The organism is Micromonospora sp. CP22 (genome assembly GCF_009712475.1).
Taxonomy (GTDB): Bacteria; Actinomycetota; Actinomycetes; order Mycobacteriales; family Micromonosporaceae; genus Micromonospora.
In genome coordinates, this window is sequence record NZ_VCJO01000010.1 from 88,726 (window position 1) to 111,805 (window position 23,080).

The window sequence follows — 23,080 nt, forward strand, 5'->3', positions numbered from 1 at the left end:
GGGCAGTCGACCGCAGGTCAGGACGCGGTGCAGGTCAGCCCGGTGGGCGTACCCGATCCGTTGCCGGTCAGGCCGAAGGTGGTGCTGGTGTCGGCGGCGAGTTGCCCGTTGTAGGGCTCGTTGCGCACCGTCACCGTGTCCCCGTCGGTGGTGAGCCGGCCGTTCCACAGCGACGCGATCGTGGTGCCGGCGGGGGCGGTCCAGGTGACCGTCCAGCCGGTGATGCCCGCCGTGCCGGTGTTTCGCACCGTCACCTCCGCCTGGTAACCACCTTGCCAGGAGTTGGTCACCCGGTACGTGGCGGCGCAGCCGGCGTCGCCGTTGCCGTTGCCGTTGTCGGCCGGGGTGGTGACGGTCGTCGGCGGTGACGCCGTCGAGGTGTTGCCGGCCGCGTCGCGGGCCCGGACGGTGAAGGTGTAGCTGGTCGACGGGCTCAGGCCGGTTGCCCGGTAGCTGGTTCCGGAGACCGTGGCGACCACAGTGGCCGGCGCGGAGCCGGTGGCCCGCAGCACCTCGTAGGAGGTGACACCCACGTTGTCCGTGGCGGCCGCCCAGGTCAGGGTGGCGGCGGTGGCGGTCACGTCGGTGGCGGTCGGCTGGCCGGGCGCGGTCGGGGCGGTGGTGTCGCCGGGGCCGGGGCCACCGGCATAGCGCTCGGCGAGGCTCATGCCGGTGGTGGAGTCGGCGCCGCCGAGGCGCACGTCGTGGTCGAGGCCGACGAACTTGCCGTTGTGCTGCCACAGCGCGGGCTTGAGCATCTGGTTGTACTTCGTCTCGTCCCAGCTGGCCCAGTCGTCGAGCAGCAGGCCACCGGTGTCACCGGAGTTCGGGTTGAGACACCAGAAGGTGTGGTGGATGCCGTTCTCGATCATCAGATCACGCAGTGCCGCCATCCAGCGGTCCTGGCGGGCGTCCTGCCCGAGCCGGCCGCCCCACTCCCCGATCAGCAGCGGCGCGATGTTCTGCTCGTGGATGTAGAACCAGTTCGGCCGCCACACGTCGTTGGTCAGCGAGTCCTTGTCGAAGTCCCCGGCGAACCACGGCTGCTCGTAGACCAGAGGCCCGTAGTCGTGCGGTGAGTAGACGAGCTGGTCCTGTCCGGCGCCGAGGTCGACCGGGTGTTCGGCGACGCCGCGCAGGTTGCCGCCCCACCAGTTGTAGTGGTAGTTGGGGCTGAGATCGGGGTTGGTGTTGGGCGAGTCCCAGGTGGCCCCGGCACGCGGGTAGACCTCGATGCCCTCGCAGAGGATCAGCAGGTTCGGGTTGATCGCCAGGATCCGCCGGCCCGCCGTCTCACACGCGTACTTGAAGTTGTCCTGGTCGGTGCTGGAGTCCCACTTGGCCCGCTCGGGGTCGTTCGGGGTCCCGTGTGGCTCGTTCTTGACGTCCATCGCGACGATGGTGTCGTTCGTCCGGTACCGGGTGGTGATCCATTCCCAGCCCTGGAAGAACTGCTCCGCGGTGATGCTGCCCTTCCACCACACCGGATAGACGTGGCCGGAGTTGTCCGCCTCGGCGCTGTGCACGTCGAGCATGACCTTCAGGCCGTACTTCTCGCACAGGTCGAGCCAGTGGTCGAAGACCTGGAGGTTGTTCAGGCCCTCCAGCTCCGGGTTGACGTACGTGTTGATGTTGGGCCGGATGGTCTGCCCGGCCTTCCACTCCAGCAGCAGTTGCGTGGAGATGGGCACCCGGACGATGTTGATGCCACGCTGGGCCATCTGGCGGGTGATCGATTCGAGGTTGCCCGACCACAGGCCGTGGAAGACCCGCTCGCTGGCGTTGAAGCCGAACCAGTTGGCCCCGGTGAGCCAGACCTCGTTTCCGGCCTCGTCGACGATCCGGTTGCCGTCGGTGTGCAGCCAGTCGGCGGTGGCCGCGGCGGCGACGGCCGGTTCCCCGACCGTCGGGGCCGCGGTGGCGGCGGGTGCGGCGGCGGCCGCGCCGAACAGGACGACGGCCGCCGCCGCGACGGCCGTGATTGTGGTACGTGCGGACATGCGACTTCCTCTGAGGTTGGTGACGAGGAACGTCGACGACGACCCGTGCCCAAGGGTCGTGGGAGCGCTTCCATCGACACCCTAGGCGGTCTTGGCCACCAGGGGAAGCGTCACACCGCGAGCGCCTCCCGAACCGTGTGTTCCGCGGTGGCACCGCCGTCCCCGGCGGAGGTGACCCGACCGGACTCCAACACGTGGTAGCGGTCGGCCACCCGCAGCGCGAACCCGAGATGCTGCTCGACCAGGAGGACACTGAAACCGGTCTGTGCGATGAGCGCCACGATCCGCTCCTGGATCTCGGCCACCACCGACGGCTGGATGCCCTCCGTCGGCTCGTCGAGCATCAGCAGCCGGGGCCGGGTGATCAGCGCCCGGGCGATGGCCAACTGTTGACGCTGGCCGCCGGAGAGCAGCCCGGCCCGCCGACGCAGCAACGGCGGCAGCGCCGGGAACAGGTCCAACACCTCCGCGGTGGCCGCCGCGCCGTCACGCCGACCGTCGGCCACCAGGCGCAGGTTCTCCGCCGCGGTCAGGTGCGGAAAGCACTGCTGCCCCTGCGGCACGTACGCGATCCCCCGGGCGACCCGTTCGTGCGGGGAGAGCCGGGTGATGTCCTCACCGTCCAGTTCGACCCGTCCGGCGCTGGGGCGCAGCAGGCCGGCGGCCACCCGCAGCAGAGTGGACTTGCCGGCGCCGTTGTGGCCGAGCACGGTGGCGACCCCGTCGGCGGGTACCGCCACGTCGACGCCGTGCAGCACCCGGCTGCGCCCGTAACCGGCGTGCACGCCACGCATCGCGAGCATCATGCCTCCGTGTGCGTCGGGGCCGACCCGGCGTCGACCGGGTGACCGAGGTAGACCTCCTGCACGCGTGGATCGGCCTGCACCTGGGCCACGGTGCCCTCGCTGAGCACCCGACCGGCGTGCAGCACGGTGACGGTGCGCGCGAAGCGGCGCAGGAAGTCCATGTCGTGCTCGATCACCACCACGGTGCGGTCCTGGCTCACCTTCTCCAGCAGTCGCCCGGTGGCGTCGCGTTCCTCGTGGCTCATGCCGGCGACCGGCTCGTCGAGCAGCAGCAGGCGGGCGTCCTGCACGAGCAGCATGCCGATCTCCAGCCACTGTTTCTGCCCGTGGGCGAGAGTGCCGGCCAGCTGGTCGGCCCGGCCCGCCAGGCCGATCACGTCGAGGGCCTCGGCCACCTCGTCGGGCACGCTGTGTCGGCGACGCAGCAGCGTCGTCCAACCGCGCCGGGCACCGGCGGCGATGTCGAGGTTCTGCAACACGGTCAGCCCCTCGAACACCGTCGAGGTCTGGAAGGTGCGGCCGACACCGAGCCGACTGATCCGGTGCACCGGTCGGCCGAGCAGTTCCCGGTCGCCGAAGCGTACCGAGCCGGTGGCCCGTGCCAGCCCGGTGACCGCGTCCACCAGGGTGGTCTTACCGGCACCGTTGGGTCCGATCAGGAACCGGATGTCGCCGGGAGCGACGTCGAGGGAGACCCCGTCGACGGCGGTGAACCCGTCGAAGCTGACCCGCAGATCACGCACGTAGAGCCCGTGCAACTGGCTGCTCATGCCGACTCCTCCCGCCGCCGCAGCCGTAGCCGACCGAACCGGCGCGGGCGCGCCGCACCGTCGTCGCGGCGGCGGGCCAGGCCGACCAGCGAGGCCAGGCCGCCGGGTAGGAACGCCACCACCACCACGAACAGCAGGCCCTGAAGGTACGTCCAGGTGCCCGGGAACCGCTCCGACAGGGCGGTACGCGCCCAGGCCACGGCGACCGCGCCGAGCACCGGACCGAGCAGCGTCGCCCGACCGCCCACGGCGACGCCGATGACGAACTCGATGGAGGGCACGATCCCGATCAGCGCCGGGGAGATGATGCCCACCGCCGGCACGAACAGCGCACCGGCCAGCCCGGCCATGCCCGCCGCGACCACGTAGGCGACCAGTTTGACCGTCGCCGGGTCGTAGCCGAGGAACCGGACCCGTTCCTCGGAGTCGCGCACCGCCACCAGCAGTTCACCGTAGCGGCTCTGGATCAGGTGCCGGGCCAGGGCCAACAGCGCCAGCAGGGTGCCGGCGATGATGAAGTAGACCATCCGCTGGTTGACCGGGTCGTCCAGGTCGTAGCCGAAGAAGCCCTGGATGTCGGTGAGCCCGTTGGTGCCACCGGTGGTGCCCTGCTGGCCGATCAGCAGGATCACCATGGCGGCGGCGAGTGCCTGGCTGAGGATGGCGAAGTAGGCGCCCCGGACGCGGCGGCGGAAGACCAGCGATCCGAGCACGAAGGCCACCGCCATCGGCAACAGCACGGTGGCCGGCAGGGCGAACCAGGGGCTGGCGAACGGTCGCCACCACAGGGGCAGTTCGTCGAGTTGCCCGTACAGCAGCATGAAGTCGGGCATGTTGCCCGGGCCCGCGTCGGCGAGCTTGAGGTGCATGGCCATCGCGTAGCCGCCGAGGCCGAAGAAGACCCCCTGGCCGAGGGTGAGCATGCCGCCCCGACCCCAGGCCAGGCCGATGCCGACCGCGACCATGGCCACGCAGAGGTACTTGGCCAGCAGGGAGAGCCGGAAGTCCGACAGCGCCAGTGGCGCGACGGCGAAGAGCAGGGCCGCGCCGAAGGCGAACCCGGCGGCGGCCCGGAACCGGTGCCGGGACGGACCGGCCGTCGGTCTGCTCGGTGGGATCGGGGCGGGGTCGGCGGTGACGGGATCTCGGACGACGGCTGTCATGCCAGGCTCCTGGTGCGCAGGGTGAACATGCCCTGGGGTCGCCACTGGAGGAACGCGACGATGGCGATGAAGACCATCACCTTGGCGACGCTGAGGGTGGTGAGGTACTCGCCGGCGGCCTGGAGCACGCCCAGCGCGAAGGCGACGATGACGGTGCCCTTGAGCTGGCCGATGCCGCCGACCACGACGACCAGGAAGGCGTCGATGATCAGGTTGGTGCCCATGGTGGGGCCGATCGGCCCGAGCAGGGTGAGCGCCACCCCGGCGATGCCGGCCAGGCCGGATCCGATGAAGAAGGTCATCCGGTCGACCCGGGCGGTGGCGATGCCGGAGACGGCGGCCAGGTCCCGGTTCTGCACGACGGCCCGGATCCGGCGGCCCAGCGGGGTGAACCGCAGGGCGACGGTCAACGCGACGACCGCGCCACCGGCCAGGGCGAGGATGAACAACCGGTTGTTGGCCACCGTGATGCCGCCGGGCAGCCCGATGTTGCCGGTGAGCAGCTCCGGGGCGCGGGTCTGCACGTTGGGACTGCCGAAGATGTCCCGGGCGAGCTGTTGCAGGATCAGCGACACCCCCCAGGTGACCAGCAGGGTGTCCAGCGGGCGGGCGTAGAGTCGGCGGATCAGCAGGAACTCCAGCAACACGCCCATCGCGCCGGCCACCACGAAGGCGACCGGCAGAGCGACCAGCAGCGACCAGCCGGCCGCGGTGATGACCTGTTGCAGGACGTACGTGGTGTAGGCGCCGGCCATGATGAACTCACCATGGGCCATGTTGATCACGCCCATCTGGCCGAAGGTGAGGGCCAGACCGAGCGCGATGAGCAGCAGCACCGCCCCGATGCTGACGCCGGTGAAGAGTTGACCGAAGAGAACTGTCACGGTGCGTACTCCGAACTGGTGGTGGGGCGGTTCGGGCGGGACCTGAGTCCCGCCCGAACCGGTTGCCGCCCGGCTAGCTCAGGCCGCCGGCCCACGGGTAGCTCTTGAGGTACGGGTCGGGGGTGATCGGCTCGCCGGAGTTCCAGACCTCGGTGATCAGCCCGTCCGCGCCGACCTTGCCGACGCGCGCCGTCTTGGCGATGTGCTGGGTGGCACCGTCCACGGTGACCAGTCCTTCGGGCGCCTCGAAGGTGATGCCGTCAGCGGCCTCGCGGACCTTCTCCACGTCGAAGGCGCCGGCCTTCTCCACCATCGCCTTCCACAGGTAGACCGAGACGTACGCGGCCTCCATCGGGTCGCTGGTCGGCTTGTCCGCCCCGTACTTGGCCTTGTACGCCGCGACGAACTTCTCGTTCGCCGCCCCCGGGGTGGTCTGGTAGTAGTTCCAGGCGGTCAGCTGCCCCTCCAGGTACTGGGTGCCGATGCTCTTGACCTCCTCCTCGGCGATCGACACCGACACCACCGGCATGGTGGCGGCGGTCAACCCGGCGGACTTGTACTCCTTGAAGAACGCCACGTTGCTGTCGCCGTTGAGGGTGTTGAAGACGGCGTCCGCGCCGGAGGACTTCACCTTGTTGGTGATGGTGCCGAACTCGGTGGATCCGAGTGGGGCGTAGTCCTCCCCCAGCACCTTCATCCCGTTGGCCTCCGCGTACGCCTTGATGATCTTGTTCGCGGTGCGCGGGAAGACGTAGTCGGAACCGACCAGGTACAGCGACTTGGCGCCCTGCGCCTTGAGGTAGTCCAGGCCCGGGACGATCTGCTGGTTCGTCGTGGCTCCGGTGTAGAAGATGTACGGCGACTGCTCCAGCCCCTCGTACTGCACCGGGTAGAACAGCAGCGCCTTGTTCTTCTCGAACACCGGCTTCACCGCCTTGCGGCTGGCCGACGTCCAGCAGCCGAAGACGGCCGCCACCCGGTCCTCCCGGATCAGCTTCTCGGCCTTCTCGGCGAAGGTCGGCCAGTCCGAGGCACCGTCCTCACCGACCGGTTCGATCTTCTTGCCGAGTACGCCCCCGGCTGCGTTGATCTCCTCGATCGCCAGCATGATCGAGTCCCGGACGGTGACCTCGCTGATGGCCATCGTGCCGGACAGCGAGTTGAGCAGGCCCACCTTGACGGTGTCGCCGGAGACGTCGGCGGCGACTCCCGCCGAGGTGTTCCCGTCGGTGGTCTTACTGCCGCACGCGGCCAGCGCGGCCGCGGCGACCAGGGTCATGGCACCCGCCAGGATGCGGCGGCCCCGGATCAGTGTCATCAAAGCTCCCTGCGTCGCGTGTGACGTCAAGTCAGTGCCCGGGGGCGATCATCGACCCCGAGTCGAAGTGCGGATCTGTCTAACTGCGGTGCGGTCCGTCGGAACATTGGGCGCTGTCCGATATGGCGGGTGGACGCCGATCGAGCAGCGATTCGAATATCGGGCAGGGAAAGCTTCGATCCGTTTCATTGCGCGGATGTTTCCCGGCGCTCAATAGACTGTTTCCGCTGGCACAGACCGCCCTGATCGCGGGCACGAAAAATGCCGGCACCTCACCGGAGAAAATCGGCGAAATGGCACCGGCGCACGATTGTCAGCCACAGTCGACTGCAATTTCCGTCCATCACCGGACGGTGGTGACATCCGGCTCGACGGCCGGATGCTTCACGTAGGAAGTATCTTTGCCCCCGGCTGTCGGGCGTGTCAAGGCGCGATCCGGTCACGCCACGGAGATCACAGTTCAGCCAGGACGGTGAAGTCCAGCCCGTCGGCCTCGGCGAGGTAGATGCGCTGGCGGACGTGCCGTTGGCGCAGCCGCAACTCACCCCTCGGCCCGTCGTAGGACACCACGTCGGCGGCGGCCTCCACCGCCCGCACGTCCAACGTGCCGGCCTTGGCGATCAACGCGGCCAGCAGCATGACGCCCTCGTAACAGGACTCGCCGAGGCTGCCCAGCGGCGGCGCCTCCAGCCCGAAGCGGCGACCGAAGCTGCCGTGGAAGTCGAGATTCTCCTGGGTCACCAGGCCGGCGAAGAAGCCCGCCGTGCTGAACAGCCCACGAGTGTTGGCGGCACCACTGGCCAGCAGCATGTTCTCGTCCATCAGGGTGCTCAGCCGCAGGCACCGCTGATCCAGGTCGGCCCGTGCGAAGGCCCGGTTGAACCGGACCGCGTCCGCACCCACCAGCAGCATCAGCACCGCGTCGGCGTCGCTGTGCTCGATGCGGCGCAGCACCTCGGCGTAGTCGTGCGTCTCCAGGGGCAGGAAGTGCTGGCCGACGACGCGTCCGCCGCTGCGCAGCGCGTACCGGTGCGCCGCCCGGGTCGTCCGGCGGGGCCAGACGTAGTCGTTGCCGACCACGAACCAGCGCCGCACCCCGAGATCCCCGGCGAGCACCCGCATCGCCGGCCACAGCTGCGCGTCCGGCGTCTCGCTGGTCAGGAAGACACCCTCGGTACGCTCACCACCCTCGTACAGCGCGGTGTAGACGTACGGCACCCGGTGCGCGATACGCGGTGCCACCGCCTGACGTACCGAAGAGATGTGCCAGCCGGTGACGCCCTGGACAGCGCCCATCGACACCAGCGCCTCCACCTCGGCGGCCACCTCGGCCGGCGGCGCCCCGCCGTCGACCGGCACCAACCGCAGTTCCCGGCCGAGGACGCCGCCACGGCGGTTCAACTCCTCGACGGCGAGCTGCGCACAGAGTTCACAACTCGGGCCGAACATGCCCGCCGGCCCACGCATCGGGTAGACCAACGCGATGCTGACCACGCCACGGTCGACGGTCAGCCAGGACGCCCCAGCGGTGATGCTCTCCCCCGCCTGCGGGCGCCCGGACCCCGGTGCCGGCGCGGACATGAACACATGGTGGCCGCCGTCGCTGGTGAAGACCAGCCCTCCCCAACCAGCGGGACATCTCGGTACCATGACGGCAACTCGCGAGGCGGGAGTGCCATGTCAGACCTTCCCGGTTCCGCAGCCGACCTGCTACCCCTGCTGACCCGCGCCGAGCGGTTGCTCTCGCGCCGGGTCGGCACCGTGCTCTCCGCCGAGTCGCTCAGCATCGAGGCGTGGCGGGTGCTCTGCCTGCTCGCCGACGGTCTCGGGCACCCGATGAGCGAGGTGGCCGCCGAAGCGTCGCTGCCCCCCGGCACCCTGACCAAGCTGGTCGACCAGCTCGTCGACCGCAACCTCGTCTTCCGCCGGGTCGACCCGATCGACCGTCGCCGCATCCGCGCGTACCTCACCGCCCGGGGTCGTAGCGAACACGCGCGGGTCGACGCGCAGATCCGCGCCCACCTCGCCGGCCTCGACACGACCGACGACACCTACCTGGCCAGCCTGCTCGACGCCCTCATCGCCCGGCTGAACGCCGGCCACCCCACCCCGGCCCACACCTCCGCCTGACCACACCCCAGCCCTGCCAACGCGGAGGGCCGGAGTGGACGTCAGCCGCCGTTGACCGGGCGGAACCTCCGGACCACGTTCGAGGTACCCGCGCAGGGTGTGCGCGTCCGGTGCGGTGGCGCTCCACAGGGTCGCCGGGCCACCGGCCAGCGGTAGCCGGGCCCAGGTAGCGCCCACGGCGGGCGGTTCCACCGGGTGGGACGGGTCCACGACCAGCAGCGAGCCGGTGGCGGACGCGCCGGCCAACACCGCCGGTCCGGCCCAGCCGGGCGCGTTCGACCCCACCGCCAGAGACTGCCGCAACAGTGGCCGCCCGGCCAGGTCGACCCAGGTGTTGATCTCGACGTCGCCGGGCCGCTCGCCGTGTCGCCCGCAGATCAACTCGTCCCGCCAGTGCAGGGCGCCGCCCTCGGCGACGTCCACCTGGGAATCCGCGACGTGCGCGCAGCCCGCCGCCGCGATCAGTTGCTCGGGCAGCCAGAACAGGGCCGCCCGGTCGGCGACGGTCGCCCGGACCAGCGTCCGGGAAACCGCGCCGGGGCGGCCCGGCAACGCGATCGACGCGGCCACCGTGTGCACGCGGACCACCGCGCCGGGGCCGACCTCGATGTCCAGCCGCAGGTCGTCGCCGGCGAGCGGACCGGCCGCCCCGCCGACGACGTACACCGTGACGCCACCGCCGGGGGACGGCACCTGGCGCAACAGCAGCGGGCTCTCCCCGCGCAGCTCGGTTGCGATGGTGCGGCCGTGCCGGTCGGCGCGGGCCACCAGCCGGGCGGTGGCCCGCATCAGACCTGCCCGGCGGCGGCCGCCAGGACCGGCGCGGCCTGGTCCGTGCCGGGCATCGCCGCCCGGTGGTGGGCCAGTTCGTGGCGGATCCAGGCGGCCACCCGGGTGGCCAGCGGATCCTCGGTGATGGACTGGAACACCGTGGGCAGGTCACCCCGGCGGGCGCGGGCGTCCCGGTCCATCACGGACAGGTCGGCGCCGACCATCGGCGCCAGGTCGGTCTTGTTGATGACCAGCAGGTCGGCGGCGGTCACCCCCGGTCCGCCCTTGCGCGGCACCTTGTCGCCGCCGGCCACGTCCACCACGAAGATCTGCCGGTCGACGAGTCCTCGGCTGAACGTCGCGGTCAGGTTGTCACCGCCGCTCTCCACCAGCACCAGATCCAACGGTCCCAACGCGTCGGCCAGTTCGTCGATGGCGTCGAGGTTGGCGCCGATGTCGTCGCGGATGGCGGTGTGCGGGCAGCAGCCGGTCTCCACCGCCCGGATCCGCGTCGGGTCGAGCACCCCCGCCCGCTTGAGGAAGTCGGCGTCCTCGGTGGTGTAGATGTCGTTGGTCACCACGGCCAGGCGCAACTCGTCGGCGAACGCCCGACACAACGCCGCGACCAGGGCGGTCTTGCCGGAGCCGACCGGCCCGCCGATGCCCACCCGCAACGCCCGCGCGGCGGTCGGTAGCGGGGCGTGCGGATCCACCCCCGGCTCGGGGTGGGTGTGGGGAACGGACTCGTCGTGGTCGAGTTCAGGACGCAAAGAGACGCACCTCCCAGGTGACATGCGCTTCGGCATGGATATCGGCGAGCGGAGCGGCGGCGGCCGGCAGCCGCTCCGGTGGTTCCTCGGCGGCCCGCGCCGCCCGCGCCGCGACCGCGTCACAGGCATCGGCGAGCCGCACCAACAGCGCCTGGACCTGGTACGGGTCCAGGCCGAGCAGTCGTACGGCGGCGCTGGCCGAGCCGGTCACCGTCGCGTGGGCGGCGACGGTGGCCACCTGCGGCGGGTCGAGACCGGCGGCGGCACCGACCAGCCCCAGCACCAGCGGCTGGTGCGGACCGTCCGAGGTGGCCGGCAGGTCGTCGAAGACCGCCTCCGGCCAGATCTCCCGACCCGCCCGCCGCAACGCCCGGCCCTGCCGGCGGGAGACCGCGCGCTGGGCCGGCGAGGCGGTCCGGGCGTCCAGCTCGGCGTCGAGCCGGACCAGCGTGGCGCGACGCGACGGGCCATCAGGGCGGGGGTCACCCGCCGGTCGGTCGCCGTCGACGGCCCGGCGACCGACCGTCGACGACCCCGGCGGCCCGACGGCCGCCCGGCAGGACGCCGCGGCGAAGGCCGCCGCGACCAGCCCGGCGGTGGCGAGCCGCCCCCGCAGGTACTCCCCCAGCGTGGCCAGATCGGTCACCCGCCCCGCGGCGACGGCCGCCTCCAGGCCCGACGAGTGGGCGTGTGCCCCGGCCGGGAAGCGACCGTCGGCGAGGAGCAGCAGCATCGTCGGGGTGGCCATCAGAACAGGAAGTACCGCTGGGCCATGGGCAGTTCGGACACCGGATCGGGTTCCACCACCACGCCGTCGATCCGCACGGTGAAGGTGTCCGGGTCCACCTCGATGCGCGGCAACGCGCCGTTCTCCGGCAGATCCGTCTTGCCCCGGGACCGTACGTCGGTCACCGGCACCACCCGACGCCGCACGTCCAACCGCAGCCCGGCCTCCAGCGCCGCGGGGGCCACGAAGGCCAGGCTGGTGGCGGCGGCAGCCCCGCCGTACGCGCCGAACATCGGCCGGGGCAGCATCGGCTGCGGGGTGGGGATCGAGGCGTTCGCGTCACCCATCTGCGCGTACGCGATCATGCCGCCCTTGATGACCAGGTGCGGTCGTACGCCGAAGAAGGCCGGCTCCCACAGCACCAGGTCGGCGAGCTTGCCCGGCTCCACCGACCCGATCTCGTGGTCGAGACCGTTGGCCATGGCCGCGCAGATGGTGTACTTCGCGACGTACCGGCGGGCCCGGCGGTTGTCGGCGGCACCGTCGCCGGGCAGGGCGCCCACCCGGGCCTTCATCACGTGCGCGCTCTGCCAGGTACGCAACACGATCTCCCCGATCCGACCCATCGCCTGCGAGTCGGAGCCGATGATGGAGATCGCCCCGAGGTCGTGCAGCAGGTCCTCGGCGGCCATCGTGGAGGGCCGGATGCGGCTCTCGGCGAAGGCCAGGTCCTCCGGCACCGCCGGGTTCAGGTGGTGACAGACCATCAGCATGTCGAGGTGCTCGGCGAGGGTGTTGCGAGTGTACGGGCGGGTCGGGTTGGTCGACGAGGGCAGCACGTTCGGCTCACCGGCGACGGTGATGATGTCCGGCGCGTGCCCGCCCCCAGCCCCCTCGGTGTGGTACGAGTGGATCGCCCGACCGCCGATGGCGCGCAGCGTGTCGGCGACGAAACCGGCCTCGTTGAGGGTGTCGGTGTGGATGGAGACCTGCACGCCGGAGGCGTCGGCGACCCGCAGGCAGGCGTCGATCGCGGCGGGCGTGGTGCCCCAGTCCTCATGCAGCTTGAACCCGCCCGCTCCGGCCCGCAGCTGCTCCCACAGCGCCTCCTCCGCCACCGTGTTGCCCTTGCCGAGCAGCAGCACGTTGACCGGCAACGAATCGAGGGCCTCGTGCATCCGGGCCAGGTGCCAGGCGTTCGGGGTGACCGTGGTGGCGCGGGTGCCCTCCGCCGGCCCGGTGCCACCACCGACCAGGGTGGTGACCCCACTGGCGAGCGCCTCGTCGACGATCTGCGGGCAGATGAAGTGCACGTGGGTGTCGACCGCCCCGGCGGTGAGGATCCGACCGTTGCCGGCGATCACCTCGGTGGCCGGGCCGATGACCAGGTCCGGGTGGACGCCGTCCATGGTGTCCGGGTTGCCCGCCCGGCCCAGCGCGACGATCCGACCGTCGCGCAGCCCGACGTCGGCCTTCACCACACCCCAGTGGTCGAGGACGACCGCCCCGGTGATGACGGTGTCCAGGGCCCCTTCGGCGCGGGTGGCCCGGGACTGCCCCATCGACTCACGGATCACCTTGCCGCCGCCGAAGACCGCCTCGTCGCCACCGGCGCAGTGGTCGTGTTCGACCTCGATCAGCAGGTTGGTGTCGGCCAACCGGATCCGGTCGCCGGTGCTCGGTCCGTACAGGGCGACGTAACGGTCCCGATCCACGGTGCTCATGCCGGCGCTCCACTTCGTCGCGGGCCGCCCTGCGGCACCGCGCTGATCCGTTCGCTCATGCCTGCCGTCCCCCGTCCAGCGCCCCGGCGCACTCGCCCCGCAGGCCCGGCACGATCCGGGCGCCGCCCAGCGGCACCAGGTCCACCGGGCGGCTCACGCCCGGCTCGAAACGCACCGAGGTGCCGGCCGGTACGGCGAGCCGCTGCCCCCAGGCGGCGTCCCGGTCGAAGTCCAGCGCCGGGTTGGCCTCGGCAAAGTGGTAGTGCGATCCGACCTGCACCGGCCGGTCGCCGGTGTTGACCACCGTCACCACCGTCACCGGCCGCCCGGCGTTGATCTCGACGGGTCCGGTCGCCGGCAGGATCTCCCCGGGGATCACGGGATCGGGTGGTGCACCGTCACCAACTTGGTGCCGTCCGGGAACGTCGCCTCCACCTGCACCTCCCTCAGCAACTCGGGGATGCCGTCCTGCACGTCGTCGCGGCTGAGCACGGTGCGGCCGGAGGCCATCAGGTCGACCACGGACTGCCCGTCGCGGGCGCCCTCCAGCAGGAAGGCGGTGATCACCGCGACGGCTTCCGGATAGTTGAGACGCAGGCCGCGTTCCCGGCGTCGCCGGGCGACATCGGCCGCCACATGGACGAGCAGACGGTCCTGCTCGTGGGGAGTGAGATACACGGGTGCTCCCGGTGGGTGTCCGCGCCCCCGGCGCACCGTCGGCTCGGCGCCTCGACGCGCCGCCGCACGGTTCGGGGTTCGCCCAGCCGGCGCGCCACCACGCGCGTCGAGCCCGGGAGTTCCACCCTCCCGGCCCACGTGGTGGACCACCGGCGGTGTCTTCGGATGCGGACCGCACCGCCCACCGCTGAGCAGACCGTAAGGGATCGCCCGGCCCGTCGGCAACACCCGCCGATGGCCGCCACCCCTGAGCCACCCCGGCGGTGACCTGCCCGGGTTCCCCGGACGCCGGACGCGCTCGCGCCTCCCACCCCAGGTCAGCGCGCGGCGTGAGGGGCCTCATATCGGGTGGACGCGGCCCGGTCACCTGGTGCTAGCCTCGGCCGCAGGTCATGAGTGCCAGCGTCAAGCCCCGGCTTGCTGGCCGGCAACCCTCCTCCGCGCAGGGGTGCCCCGGGTGAGGACCAGGCACCGGAGCGTCCGGTGCAAGCGTGGCCTGGGTCCCCAGGTCATCACGACCTTGAGGAGAACCATGTCGTACCGCAGTCGACCCGCTCCCGTCGCGGCCTGTCTCGCCCTGACCCGACGTCGGCACGTCGACATGATGCGGGTGTGCAGCGCCGCGTGTAGCTGACCGCGTCGCTCCCGGTCACCGATCCCCACCCGGTCGGCAGACCACCTCCCGCTGCGTCATCGATTCCATCCCAGCGGTCCGTCCTGCGGCGGACCGTCGGTGCGGCACGTCCGTGCCCGCCGCAGCTCAACCAGGAGACACCTGTGCGATTCCTTCCCGCCCTGACCCGTGCCGCCGCCGTCGGCGTCGCCGCGATCCTCGCCGCGACCACCCTGACCGCCTGCGGCTCGAACTCCGCCGACAGCGCGGCCGACAACCCGTACAACCTGCTTCAGCCGGGCGTGCTGCGGGCCGGCACGCTCACCGACGCCCCGCCGAACGTGTACCTCAAGGACGGCAAGTTCACCGGGTTCGACAACGACCTGCTGGTCGCCGCCGCCGACAAGCTCGGGCTGCGGGTCGAGTTCGTCGGCACCGACTTCTCGGGCCTGCTCGCCCAGGTCAACAACCGCAAGTTCGACGTCGGCAGTTCCTCGATCACCATCACCGAGGCGCGCAAGAAGACCGTGGACTTCGGCAACGGGTACGACTTCGGGTACTTCGGGCTCGACGTGCCCGCCGGATCGGCGTTGCGCAGCTTCGACGAGCTGCCCGGCAAGCGGGTGGTGGTCGTGCAGGGCACCGTCCAGGACGACTACGCCACCACCAAGGGCCTGAACCCGGTACGCGTACCCGACTACAACGGCGCGATCAACCAGCTCAAGGCGGGTACCGCCGACGCGTGGATCGCCCCCGCCGAGATCGGTGAGAAGACCGCCGCGGACAGCGGCGGCAAGATCACGGTCGCGGCGAAGGAGCTCAGCCCGGCACCCACCGCGTACGCCTTCGCCAAGGGCAACGACGCGCTGCGCGAGGCGCTGAACAAGGCCCTCGACGAGGTGATCGCCGACGGCACCTGGACCCGGTTGCAGCAGCAGTACTACCCGGACCGGCCGATCCCGGCCGACTTCACCCCGGGCAGCGGCGACGTGGCGGTGCCCTCGGCGTCGCCCGCCTCCTGAACCAGGGCCACGAGCGAGCAGGGCGGAGGTTGACCGTGGATCCGTTGCGCACCCTGTGGGAGACGTTCTTCGACTGGGAGTCGATGCGTGAGGCGCTACCCGAGATGCTCACCGTCGGGTTGCCGAACACGCTGATCCTGGCGGTCACCGCCGCCCTGCTGGGCTCGGCGCTGGGCATCCTGCTGGCCGTGGCGGGCATCTCGCGTACCCGCTGGCTGCGCTGGCCGGCCCGGGTCTACACCGACGTGTTCCGGGGTCTGCCGGCAGCGGCGACGATCCTGCTGATCGGGGTCGGGCTGGCCCCGCTGGGGATGCAGGTGTGGGGGCCCAACCCGTACCCGCTGGGAATCCTGGCGCTGTCGCTGATCGCCGCGGCGTACATCGGCGAGATCTTCCGCTCCGGCATCCAGTCGGTGGAGGCCACCCAGTTGGAGGCGGCCCGCGCGTTGGGGTTCTCCTGGCGCGAGGCGATGCGGGTCGTGATCATCCCGCAGGGCATCCGGCGCATCCTGCCGGCCTGGGTGAACCAACTCATCGCCCTGATCAAGGACTCCAGCCTGGTCTACTTCCTCGGCCTGCTGGCCAGCCAGCGGGAGCTGTTCCGGATCGGGCAGGACTACGCCGCCAACACCGGCAACCAGTCGGCGCTGCTGCTGGCCGGGCTGTTCTACCTCGCCCTGACGGTGCCGCTGACCCACGTCGTCAACTGGATCGACCGGCGGCTGCGGCAGGGCCGCCCGACGGCCGGGCCGACCGACGACGACCCCGACGACCTGGACCTGGCGCTGCCCGGCGCCGCCGGAGGAAATCAACGATGAGCACCTCGGTCAGTCTGAGCCTGCGCGACGTGCACCTCGCCTTCGGGCGTCATCAGGTGCTGCGCGGAGTGGATCTGGACGTGGCGCGCGGCGGCACCGCGTGCGTGATCGGCCCGTCCGGGTCGGGCAAGTCCACCCTGCTGCGGACGGTGAACCGGCTCCTCGAACCGGACCGGGGCGACGTGCTGCTGGACGGACGCAGTGTGCTGCGCGACGACCCGGACGCGCTGCGGCAGCGCATCGGCATGGTGTTCCAGCAGTTCAACCTCTTCCCGCACATGAGCGTGGAACGCAACATCACCCTGCCGCTGCGCCGCATCGGCAAGCTCGGCGAGGACGAGGCGGTGGCTCGCGCCCGAGCCGAACTCGACCGGGTCGGACTGGCCGCGAAGGCCGACGCCCGACCCGCGCACCTGTCCGGTGGGCAGCAGCAGCGGGTGGCCATCGCCCGGGCGTTGGCCATGCGGCCACAGGTGATGCTCTTCGACGAGGCCACCTCCGCACTGGACCCGGAACTGGTCAAGGGGGTGTTGGCGCTGATGGCGGAGCTGTCCGCCCAGGGCATGACCATGGTGGTGGTGACCCACGAGATGGGTTTCGCCCGCCAGGTCGCCGACACCGTCGCCTTCATGGACGCCGGGGTGGTGCTGGAGGCCGGCGAACCCCAGGCCCTCTTCGAGTCGCCGCAGCACCCCCGGCTGCGCCGCTTCCTGTCCCAGGTGCTGTGACCTCCGACCGCCCCTGGTCAACGACGGCGCCCGGCGAGGATCGCAAGAGTCTCCCGGCGCACCTCGTCGGGCTCCCGCACGAGGCGTCGGTGGCTGAACCTGACCACCAGGATGCCGACGGTGGCGAGCAACGCGTCGCGCCGCAGGTCGATCTCGCGCTGGCGGGTATCGCCGTGTGAGCTGGCACCGTCCAGCTCGATGTCGACCCGCTCCTGCTCGGCGAACAGGTCCAGGTACATGGTTCGTCTGCCCACCCGGACGCGTACCTGACGCATCAGCACCGGCAGGTCAGGACCGGTGAAGACGCGGTCGTGTCCCCAGATCTCCAAGGGGCTGCGGCAACCCGCGTCGAGCCGGTCGATGAGTGCGGACAGCGCCGCCCGTCCGGTCGTCTTCGGGGCAAGCGCGCCGCGGAGCCGGTGGCCCGTGGTCAACCGGTCGTTCACGGCGCGGACAACCGGCCCGATGCGGCTCTCCTCGGGCAACAACGACCACGAGCGCACCAACGCCTCCTCCAGCCGGACGAGCGGTACGCCCCGTCGCACCACGACGTGTGGCGGTTCCGCCGCGAATGCCCTCCGATGCCGCACCACCAGGCTCTCCCTGCTCCGCAGGCCGGTACCGGCGGGCACGTCGAGGTACACCGGCTCGCCGGCTGGTTGGGGCCGGAGGCCGTACACGTCCAACGCGGTCAGCGCGCTCAAGGCCGCCCGGCCGTCGGCGTACGCGAGCGCCGCCCGTCGAGCGACCTCGGGTGTCACCCGTGCGAGCACGCTGGCCGACTCCGGGCCGGCGAGCAACGAGCCGTCGACGTAGACCGCCGGCAACACGCGACGCAGCCAACCGATGCGGTACGCCCGCCGCAGCGTCCAGGGCGGTACCACCTCGAGTGCGCGGGCGCGGGTCACCACACCGCCACCGGCCTCGACGAGCGATCGGAGCACGGCATCCACACCGACCGAGCCTGCCCCACCCCACCCCGCCCCCACTGCCCCCCTGTGGACACCGCACCCCCTGTGCACAACGCACCGCTCCAACGCCGCGTGTGGTAGGGGTCCTTGATCGTTTGCAGTCGAGTGACCGTGCCAGCGGCGTGTCGAGTCAGTCGACTGCAAACGATCAAGTCTGAACCGGCCGGGTCAGGTGGGGGTGTCGCGGCGGCGGAAGGTGGTGAGGCCGAGCCAGAGCAGGGCGGCGGCGATCGCGGTGAGTGCCACCAGGGGCAGGACGGTGAGGTCGGCGGCGGGCACGGACGGCACATGGGTGTACGGGGAGAGGTTCAGCGCGGTCTGTGGCAGGTCCAACGCGGCGCCCAGTTGGCCGAGCAGCAGGAAGACGATCAGCACCGCCCAGCTGGACGCGACCGACCAGCGTGGCAGCGCCCCGAACAGGGCGGTCACCACCCCGGCGACGACCAGCAGTGCGGGGAACCACAGCAGGGCCGCACCGGTCAGCTCGACGGTCCAACCGGCCGGATCTCCGGCGGCCAGCCCGTACCCGAGCCCGGTGGTGGCACCGGCCAGCAGCATCAACGCCAGCGCACCGAGCGCGGCGGCGGCCACCTGCGTGGTCAACCACCGGGTGCGGCTGACGGCGGTGGCGAGCAGCGGTTCGAGGATGCCGTCCGACTCGTCGCCGCGTACCCGCAGCAGGGCCTGCACCACGTACGCGCCGATGGTCAGCGCGAACAGCCCGAGCATCGCCGCCAGGAAGGCATCGCGCAGTTCGTCCCCGCCACCGAGTTGGGCGATCGCCTCGGCGGCGGCCGGGTTGTCGGCGATCATGTCGTCCACCTCGTGCCCGGCCAGTCCCATGGCCACGCCGAGCACCGCCACCGCGATCGCCCAACCGGTCAACGCGCCACGGTGCAGTCGCCAGGTCAGCCCGGCCGGGCTCAGCAGCCCGGCGGCGGCCCGGTCCGGCCCCCGTCGCGCGGCGAGCAGGCCGGCGCCGACGTCACGGCGTTCGGCCAACGCGTACGCGATGGCGACCCCGGCGACGAGCAGGGCGGTCGGCAACGCGAGCACCCACCACCGTTCCGCACCGAAGGCGCGGACCTGGGTGCCCCAGCCCAGCGGCGACAGCCAGGTGGGCCAGGCGCTGTCCAGCAACCCGTCGGCGGAACGCTCACCGAGCACGTCGCCGGCGGCCCGGAGCAGGAACGTCACGCCGACGGTGGCGGCGGCGAGAGCGTTGGCGCCCCGGGAGGTCACCGACAGTTGGGCGGTGACGGCGGCGACACCGGTGAAGGCGAGACCGACGCCGGTGATCGCCGCGGCGGCGGCCACCGACCCGGCGGCGGGTAGCCCGGCGCCGACGAAGGCGACCGCGAGCAGCGCCCCGGCGAGGACGTTGGCGCCGACCACGACGACCAGGGCGGCGGTGAGCAGGGCGTACCGGCCGACGGCGGCGGCACCGAGCAGTTCGGCCCGGCCGGTCTCCTCGTTCTGCCGGGTGTGCCGGATCACCGCGAAGGTGCTCAGCAGCGCGGCGAGCACGGCCAGGGTGAGGTACGTCTCGGCGACCACCACCGCGCCGAGTTCGGTGCTGGCCACCGGACCGTTGAAGGCGCGGGCGACGACGCTGGTGTTGGCCACCTCGACGTAACCGAGGCGGTTCTGCTCGTCGGGGTAGATGCCGGCCACGCTCTCGGCGAGGGCGTAGCCGAGCAGCGGGGTACCGAGCGCCCAGACGACCAGGCGCACCCGGTCGCGCCGCAGTGCGAGCCGGGCGAGTCGGCCGGTGCCGGTGAAGGCGCTCATCGGGTGGCTCCGCTCGCCGCTCGCGGATCGTCGGTGGTCTCGCCGTAGTGCCGCAGGAACAACTCCTCCAGGGTGGGCGGTGTGCTGGTCAGCGCCCGGACCTCGAAGCGGACCAGGTGCGCCAGGAGGGTGTCGAGGTGTTCGGGTTCGACCTCCAACCGGACGCGCCCGTCGACCGGGCGGACCTCGTGCACGCCGGGTAGGTCCGTCAGGCCGGTCACCGGGCGTCCGGTCTCGACGGTGACCGTGGTACGCGCCAGGTGCCGCAGCTCCGACAGGGTGCCGGCCTCCACGATCCGCCCCTCCCGGATGATGCTGACCCGGTCGCAGAGCGCCTCGACCTCGGCCAGCACGTGGCTGGAGAGCAGGACGCTCGCGCCGGCCTGGCTGAGTCGGCGGACCTCCTCCTGGAACACCGCCTCCATCAGCGGGTCCAGCCCGGACGTGGGTTCGTCCAGGATGTACAGCTCGACGTCGGAGGCGAAGGCGGCGACGATGGCGACCTTCTGCCGGTTGCCCTTCGAGTAGGTGCGGCACTTCTTCGTCGGGTCCAGGTCGAAGCGGCGCAGCAGTTCGTCGCGCCGACGCCGGTCCAGCCCGCCGCGCAACGCGCCGAACAGGTCGATCGCCTCGCCGCCGGAGAGGTTGGGCCAGAGGTTGACGTCACCCGGCACGTACGCCAGACGCCGGTGCAACGCGACCGCGTCGCGCCACGGATCGCCGTCGAGGATGCGGACCTGCCCGGAGTCGCGGCGCAGCAGACCGAGCAGGATCCGGATGGTGGTGGACTTACCCGAGCCGTTGGGCCCCAGGAATCCGTGCACCTCCCCCGGCTCCACGGTGAGGTCGAGCCCGTCGAGCGCGCGTACGCCGCCGAAGGTCTTGACGAGGTTTTCGATGGAGATCACGGACATGGGTCCTCCCGCCGTACCGGTGTCTACCGAACCACTCCACTGACCGATGGTAAGGGATCGGCGCGAGTGGTCCCGTCCCTCGGTCAGCGGTGACTTAGGCTGGGACCATGACCGTGGAGGAGGCGGACAGCACCCGCGACCGGATCCTGCGCACCGCGTTGAGCCTCTTCTCCGCGCAGGGATACCAACGCACCTCCCTGCGGCAGATCGCCGAGCGGTTGCGGCTGACCAAGGCGGCCATCCTCTACCACTTCCCGAGCAAGTCACACCTGCTCATCGCACTGGCCGAACCGCTGCTGGGCGACCTGGAGGCGCTGCTGGAGCACGCCGAGGCGCTGCCGGGACGCCAGGCGAGGTGGACCCTGCTGGAGGGCTGGGTGGACACCATGCTCAAGCACCGCGGCCCGCTGGGCATGCTCTTCCACGATCTCGCGCTGGTCGAACGGAGCAGCACGTACCACCGGCTGCTGCGGATCGTCATGCGGGCCAACGAGATCGTCGCGGGGCCGGACGCCAGCCGACGGGAGCGGGTCCGGGCGGTCCAGGCGATCGGCGTGTGCAGCGATCCGGTGGTGTTCCTGATCGACGTGCCGGCGTCGGCGCTGCGGGCCGACATGCTCGACGGCGTCCGCCGCCTGCTGGGCGAGACACCGACCGACACGGAGGCGGTGACCGGCACGAAGACACCGCCCGGCACGGAGACACCGCCCGGTGCGGAACCGCCGCCCGGCACGAAGACACCGACCGGCGCGGAGGCGGTGACCGGCGAGACCTCTGACGCGGCTGGCGGGGTCGCCGAGGCGGTTGCCGCGACGCCCGGCCGGGTGGGCCGGCGACGGCCGGGACGGCCCCGGTCGATGAGCCCGGAGCAGGCGCGGGCCGCCCGCCGGATGCACCTCGCGGGCACCCACTCGGCCGACGAGATCGCCGCCGAGTTCGGCGTCTCGCGCGCCACCGTCTACCGACACCTCGACGCGCCGGACGATAATGAGACAGTTCTGAGATAGTTCTGAGACGGGACGGCTCGGCCGGTGGTGGCCCCCGGACGCGTCGCGGGCCACCACCGGCGCAGGTCACCGCAGCAGGTCGATCCCGGCGTACGTGCGCTCGTGCGCCGGGAAGTCCTCGTCGGTGTGCGGCGCGTAGATCCAGGTACGCAGCGACTGCGCCGCCGTGTCGATCTCGACCAGCCGCACCGGGTTGGTGCGCCGGGAGTGGAAGGTCTGGAGGAAGGAGTAGACCCGGTTGCCGTGCACGCCGGTGTCCACCCGGGAGGCCGCCGTTCCGGTGTGGCCGGAGAAGACGAACCGGATGTTGGGATACTTCGCCACCAGGTTGTCGAAGACGTACTGCGGACTGGTGGATCCGTAACCGGCCGACTGCCCGATGGTGGCGTCGCTCTCCAGGTAGTGATGGGTGACGATCACGACGTTGTGCCGGGGATGGGCCGCCACCACCGACTGCGCCCAGGCGACGGCAGCCCGGCGGGGCCACAGTTCCAGGCTCAGCACCAGCCACCGCACCCCACCTGCGGTGTAGGTGGCGTACGCGTTGTCCACCTTGCCCGCCTCGAACTGGCCGCCCACCGCGCCGAACCGGGCGGCCGTGAAGTACCGGTTGAACACCGTCGTGTCGCGCAACAACTGCCCGGCGGGTCGACGCAGTTCCCCACCCGGGCCAGCCGACTGGGTGTCGTGGTTGCCGATGGCGAGGGTGTACGGCATCCCGGCCGTCTCCAACGGACGCAGCGCGGCGCGCGCACGTTCGTACTGCACGTGGTCGGCGGTGTCGTAGTTGACCACGTCACCGGAGTGCGCGACGAAACGCAGGTCGAGGGCGGCGCGCTGGGCGACCAGCCAGTCCACGCGCTGGCGCAACCGGGCGTCGCCGGCGGTCAGCACCTCCTCCTGCGTGTCCGGGACCACGGCGAAGGCGAACCTCGTGTCGATGACCGGTGGCTGCGTCCGCACGTACGCCAGATGCGCGTTGCGGTCACACGTGCCCGTGTACCGGTCGTTGACCAGCTCGATCCGGACGTCGTGCCGACCCTCCGGCAGTTCCCCGCCGACCGGGTAACTCCCGTAGTCGGTGGCGCTGGTCACGGTGATCTCGCCGACCGGGTCGCCACCGACCTTGACCCGCAGCGTCGGCCAGCCGTCGCAGTGGTCCCCGATCGCGCCGACGACCAGGCGACCCGCGCCCGGCACCGAGATGGTGGCGTAACTGGCGTTGTGCCACAGCGTGGCGTGGGTGCCCGAGGGCGGCCTCGGCGTGCCCGTCGCCGGCTGGATCGAACCGTTGACCACGGTGAACGGTGACGCGGCGGGTGCCGCGCCGGCCAAGACACCGGCCGACAGTACGACCACGACCGCCATGATCCCGCGCGTGATCCGCATGGATGCCCTCCCTGTCCACACCTCCGGCAGATGCCGGACATCGGGATGCTAAGGCAGACCTACCGGACATCCCGGCATCCCAACGA

The 23,080-nt window shown here is 71.4% G+C and carries 21 protein-coding genes, 1 pseudogene and 1 riboswitch; of the genes and pseudogenes, 5 read left to right on the plus strand and 17 right to left on the minus strand.

The window, feature by feature from the left end; translation table 11 throughout:
- Window positions 1–17: 17 nt before the first annotated feature.
- The 7 genes from FF096_RS17680 to FF096_RS17710 all read right to left on the minus strand — a co-directional run bounded on the left by FF096_RS17680 (window position 18) and on the right by FF096_RS17710 (window position 8,522).
- Entirely contained in the window at window positions 18–2,000 is a 1,983-nt protein-coding gene (locus FF096_RS17680) for a cellulase family glycosylhydrolase (protein WP_155219714.1), read from the minus strand.
- 110 nt (window positions 2,001–2,110) lie between these two features.
- On the minus strand, window positions 2,111–2,794 hold the full coding sequence (gene urtE / locus FF096_RS17685) for an urea ABC transporter ATP-binding subunit UrtE (RefSeq protein WP_230462704.1): 684 nt from the start codon (window positions 2,792–2,794) through the stop codon (window positions 2,111–2,113).
- 8 nt (window positions 2,795–2,802) lie between these two features.
- Window positions 2,803–3,576 (minus strand): urea ABC transporter ATP-binding protein UrtD, encoded by a 774-nt coding sequence (gene urtD, locus FF096_RS17690; protein WP_155219722.1) that lies wholly within the window; start codon window positions 3,574–3,576, stop codon window positions 2,803–2,805.
- On the minus strand, window positions 3,573–4,739 hold the full coding sequence (gene urtC, locus FF096_RS17695; RefSeq protein WP_230462705.1) for an urea ABC transporter permease subunit UrtC: 1,167 nt from the start codon (window positions 4,737–4,739) through the stop codon (window positions 3,573–3,575). The genes urtD and urtC overlap by 4 nt, the downstream gene beginning before the upstream one ends.
- Window positions 4,736–5,623: an urea ABC transporter permease subunit UrtB gene (urtB, locus tag FF096_RS17700; protein WP_309223497.1), complete on the minus strand. Its 888-nt coding sequence runs from the start codon at window positions 5,621–5,623 to the stop codon at window positions 4,736–4,738. Before urtB ends, urtC begins: the two co-directional genes overlap by 4 nt.
- A gap of 73 nt (window positions 5,624–5,696) precedes the next feature.
- Entirely contained in the window at window positions 5,697–6,941 is a 1,245-nt protein-coding gene (urtA, locus tag FF096_RS17705) for an urea ABC transporter substrate-binding protein (RefSeq protein WP_196222564.1), read from the minus strand.
- A gap of 453 nt (window positions 6,942–7,394) precedes the next feature.
- The gene (locus tag FF096_RS17710) at window positions 7,395–8,522 is read right to left on the minus strand and encodes a substrate-binding domain-containing protein (protein ID WP_230462706.1); all 1,128 of its coding nucleotides are present in this window, start codon (window positions 8,520–8,522) and stop codon (window positions 7,395–7,397) included.
- 255 nt (window positions 8,523–8,777) lie between these two features.
- On the opposite strand from FF096_RS17710, the gene FF096_RS26735 reads away from it, so the two are divergent.
- Window positions 8,778–9,071, plus strand: a complete 294-nt coding sequence (locus tag FF096_RS26735) for a MarR family winged helix-turn-helix transcriptional regulator (protein WP_230462718.1) — start codon at window positions 8,778–8,780, stop codon at window positions 9,069–9,071.
- 120 nt (window positions 9,072–9,191) lie between these two features.
- Here FF096_RS26735 and FF096_RS17720 read toward each other — a convergent pair.
- From FF096_RS17720 to FF096_RS17745, 6 genes and pseudogenes are all read right to left on the minus strand, one after another.
- Window positions 9,192–9,860: pseudogene (locus FF096_RS17720) on the minus strand (urease accessory protein UreD); the annotation flags it as partial.
- Window positions 9,860–10,612: an urease accessory protein UreG gene (gene ureG, locus FF096_RS17725; protein ID WP_305070132.1), complete on the minus strand. Its 753-nt coding sequence runs from the start codon at window positions 10,610–10,612 to the stop codon at window positions 9,860–9,862. The pseudogene FF096_RS17720 and the gene ureG, both read right to left, overlap by 1 nt.
- Window positions 10,602–11,360 carry an urease accessory protein UreF gene (locus tag FF096_RS17730; RefSeq protein ID WP_155219731.1) on the minus strand — a complete coding sequence of 253 codons (759 nt, stop codon included), beginning with the start codon at window positions 11,358–11,360 and terminating at the stop codon, window positions 10,602–10,604. Before FF096_RS17730 ends, ureG begins: the two co-directional genes overlap by 11 nt.
- Window positions 11,360–13,063: an urease subunit alpha gene (locus FF096_RS17735; RefSeq protein WP_155219734.1), complete on the minus strand. Its 1,704-nt coding sequence runs from the start codon at window positions 13,061–13,063 to the stop codon at window positions 11,360–11,362. The genes FF096_RS17730 and FF096_RS17735 overlap by 1 nt, the downstream gene beginning before the upstream one ends.
- Window positions 13,064–13,118: 55 nt before the next feature.
- A complete protein-coding gene (locus FF096_RS17740; protein ID WP_309223498.1) occupies window positions 13,119–13,442 on the minus strand; it encodes an urease subunit beta in 324 nt (107 codons plus the stop codon).
- Window positions 13,439–13,741, minus strand: a complete 303-nt coding sequence (locus FF096_RS17745) for an urease subunit gamma (protein WP_309223499.1) — start codon at window positions 13,739–13,741, stop codon at window positions 13,439–13,441. Before FF096_RS17745 ends, FF096_RS17740 begins: the two co-directional genes overlap by 4 nt.
- Window positions 13,742–14,129: 388 nt before the next feature.
- Window positions 14,130–14,239: riboswitch (SAM riboswitch) on the plus strand.
- Between the two features lie 279 nt (window positions 14,240–14,518).
- Here FF096_RS17745 and FF096_RS17750 point away from each other — a divergent pair.
- From FF096_RS17750 to FF096_RS17760, 3 genes are read left to right on the plus strand one after another with little or no spacing between them, the layout of a single operon-like run.
- Window positions 14,519–15,376: an ABC transporter substrate-binding protein gene (locus tag FF096_RS17750; protein WP_309223500.1), complete on the plus strand. Its 858-nt coding sequence runs from the start codon at window positions 14,519–14,521 to the stop codon at window positions 15,374–15,376.
- A gap of 35 nt (window positions 15,377–15,411) precedes the next feature.
- The gene (locus tag FF096_RS17755; protein WP_309223501.1) at window positions 15,412–16,194 is read left to right on the plus strand and encodes an amino acid ABC transporter permease; all 783 of its coding nucleotides are present in this window, start codon (window positions 15,412–15,414) and stop codon (window positions 16,192–16,194) included.
- Window positions 16,191–16,922, plus strand: a complete 732-nt coding sequence (locus FF096_RS17760) for an amino acid ABC transporter ATP-binding protein (RefSeq protein WP_155219742.1) — start codon at window positions 16,191–16,193, stop codon at window positions 16,920–16,922. Before FF096_RS17755 ends, FF096_RS17760 begins: the two co-directional genes overlap by 4 nt.
- 17 nt (window positions 16,923–16,939) lie before the next feature.
- Here FF096_RS17760 and FF096_RS27320 read toward each other — a convergent pair whose 3' ends face one another.
- The 3 genes from FF096_RS27320 to FF096_RS17775 form a co-directional block, all read right to left on the minus strand.
- Window positions 16,940–17,866 (minus strand): DUF559 domain-containing protein, encoded by a 927-nt coding sequence (locus FF096_RS27320; RefSeq protein ID WP_309223502.1) that lies wholly within the window; start codon window positions 17,864–17,866, stop codon window positions 16,940–16,942.
- A 195-nt stretch (window positions 17,867–18,061) separates the two neighbouring features.
- Window positions 18,062–19,684 (minus strand): ABC transporter permease, encoded by a 1,623-nt coding sequence (locus tag FF096_RS17770; RefSeq protein ID WP_155219748.1) that lies wholly within the window; start codon window positions 19,682–19,684, stop codon window positions 18,062–18,064.
- Window positions 19,681–20,598 (minus strand): ABC transporter ATP-binding protein, encoded by a 918-nt coding sequence (locus FF096_RS17775; RefSeq protein ID WP_155219751.1) that lies wholly within the window; start codon window positions 20,596–20,598, stop codon window positions 19,681–19,683. Before FF096_RS17775 ends, FF096_RS17770 begins: the two co-directional genes overlap by 4 nt.
- Before the next feature lie 107 nt (window positions 20,599–20,705).
- Between FF096_RS17775 and FF096_RS17780 the strand changes: the two genes are divergently transcribed.
- On the plus strand, window positions 20,706–21,605 hold the full coding sequence (locus FF096_RS17780) for a TetR family transcriptional regulator (RefSeq protein WP_155219753.1): 900 nt from the start codon (window positions 20,706–20,708) through the stop codon (window positions 21,603–21,605).
- A gap of 66 nt (window positions 21,606–21,671) precedes the next feature.
- On the opposite strand, the gene FF096_RS17785 is transcribed toward FF096_RS17780, so the two are convergent.
- Window positions 21,672–22,994, minus strand: a complete 1,323-nt coding sequence (locus FF096_RS17785) for a carbohydrate-binding domain-containing protein (RefSeq protein ID WP_155219756.1) — start codon at window positions 22,992–22,994, stop codon at window positions 21,672–21,674.
- Between the last annotated feature and the right edge of the window lie 86 nt (window positions 22,995–23,080).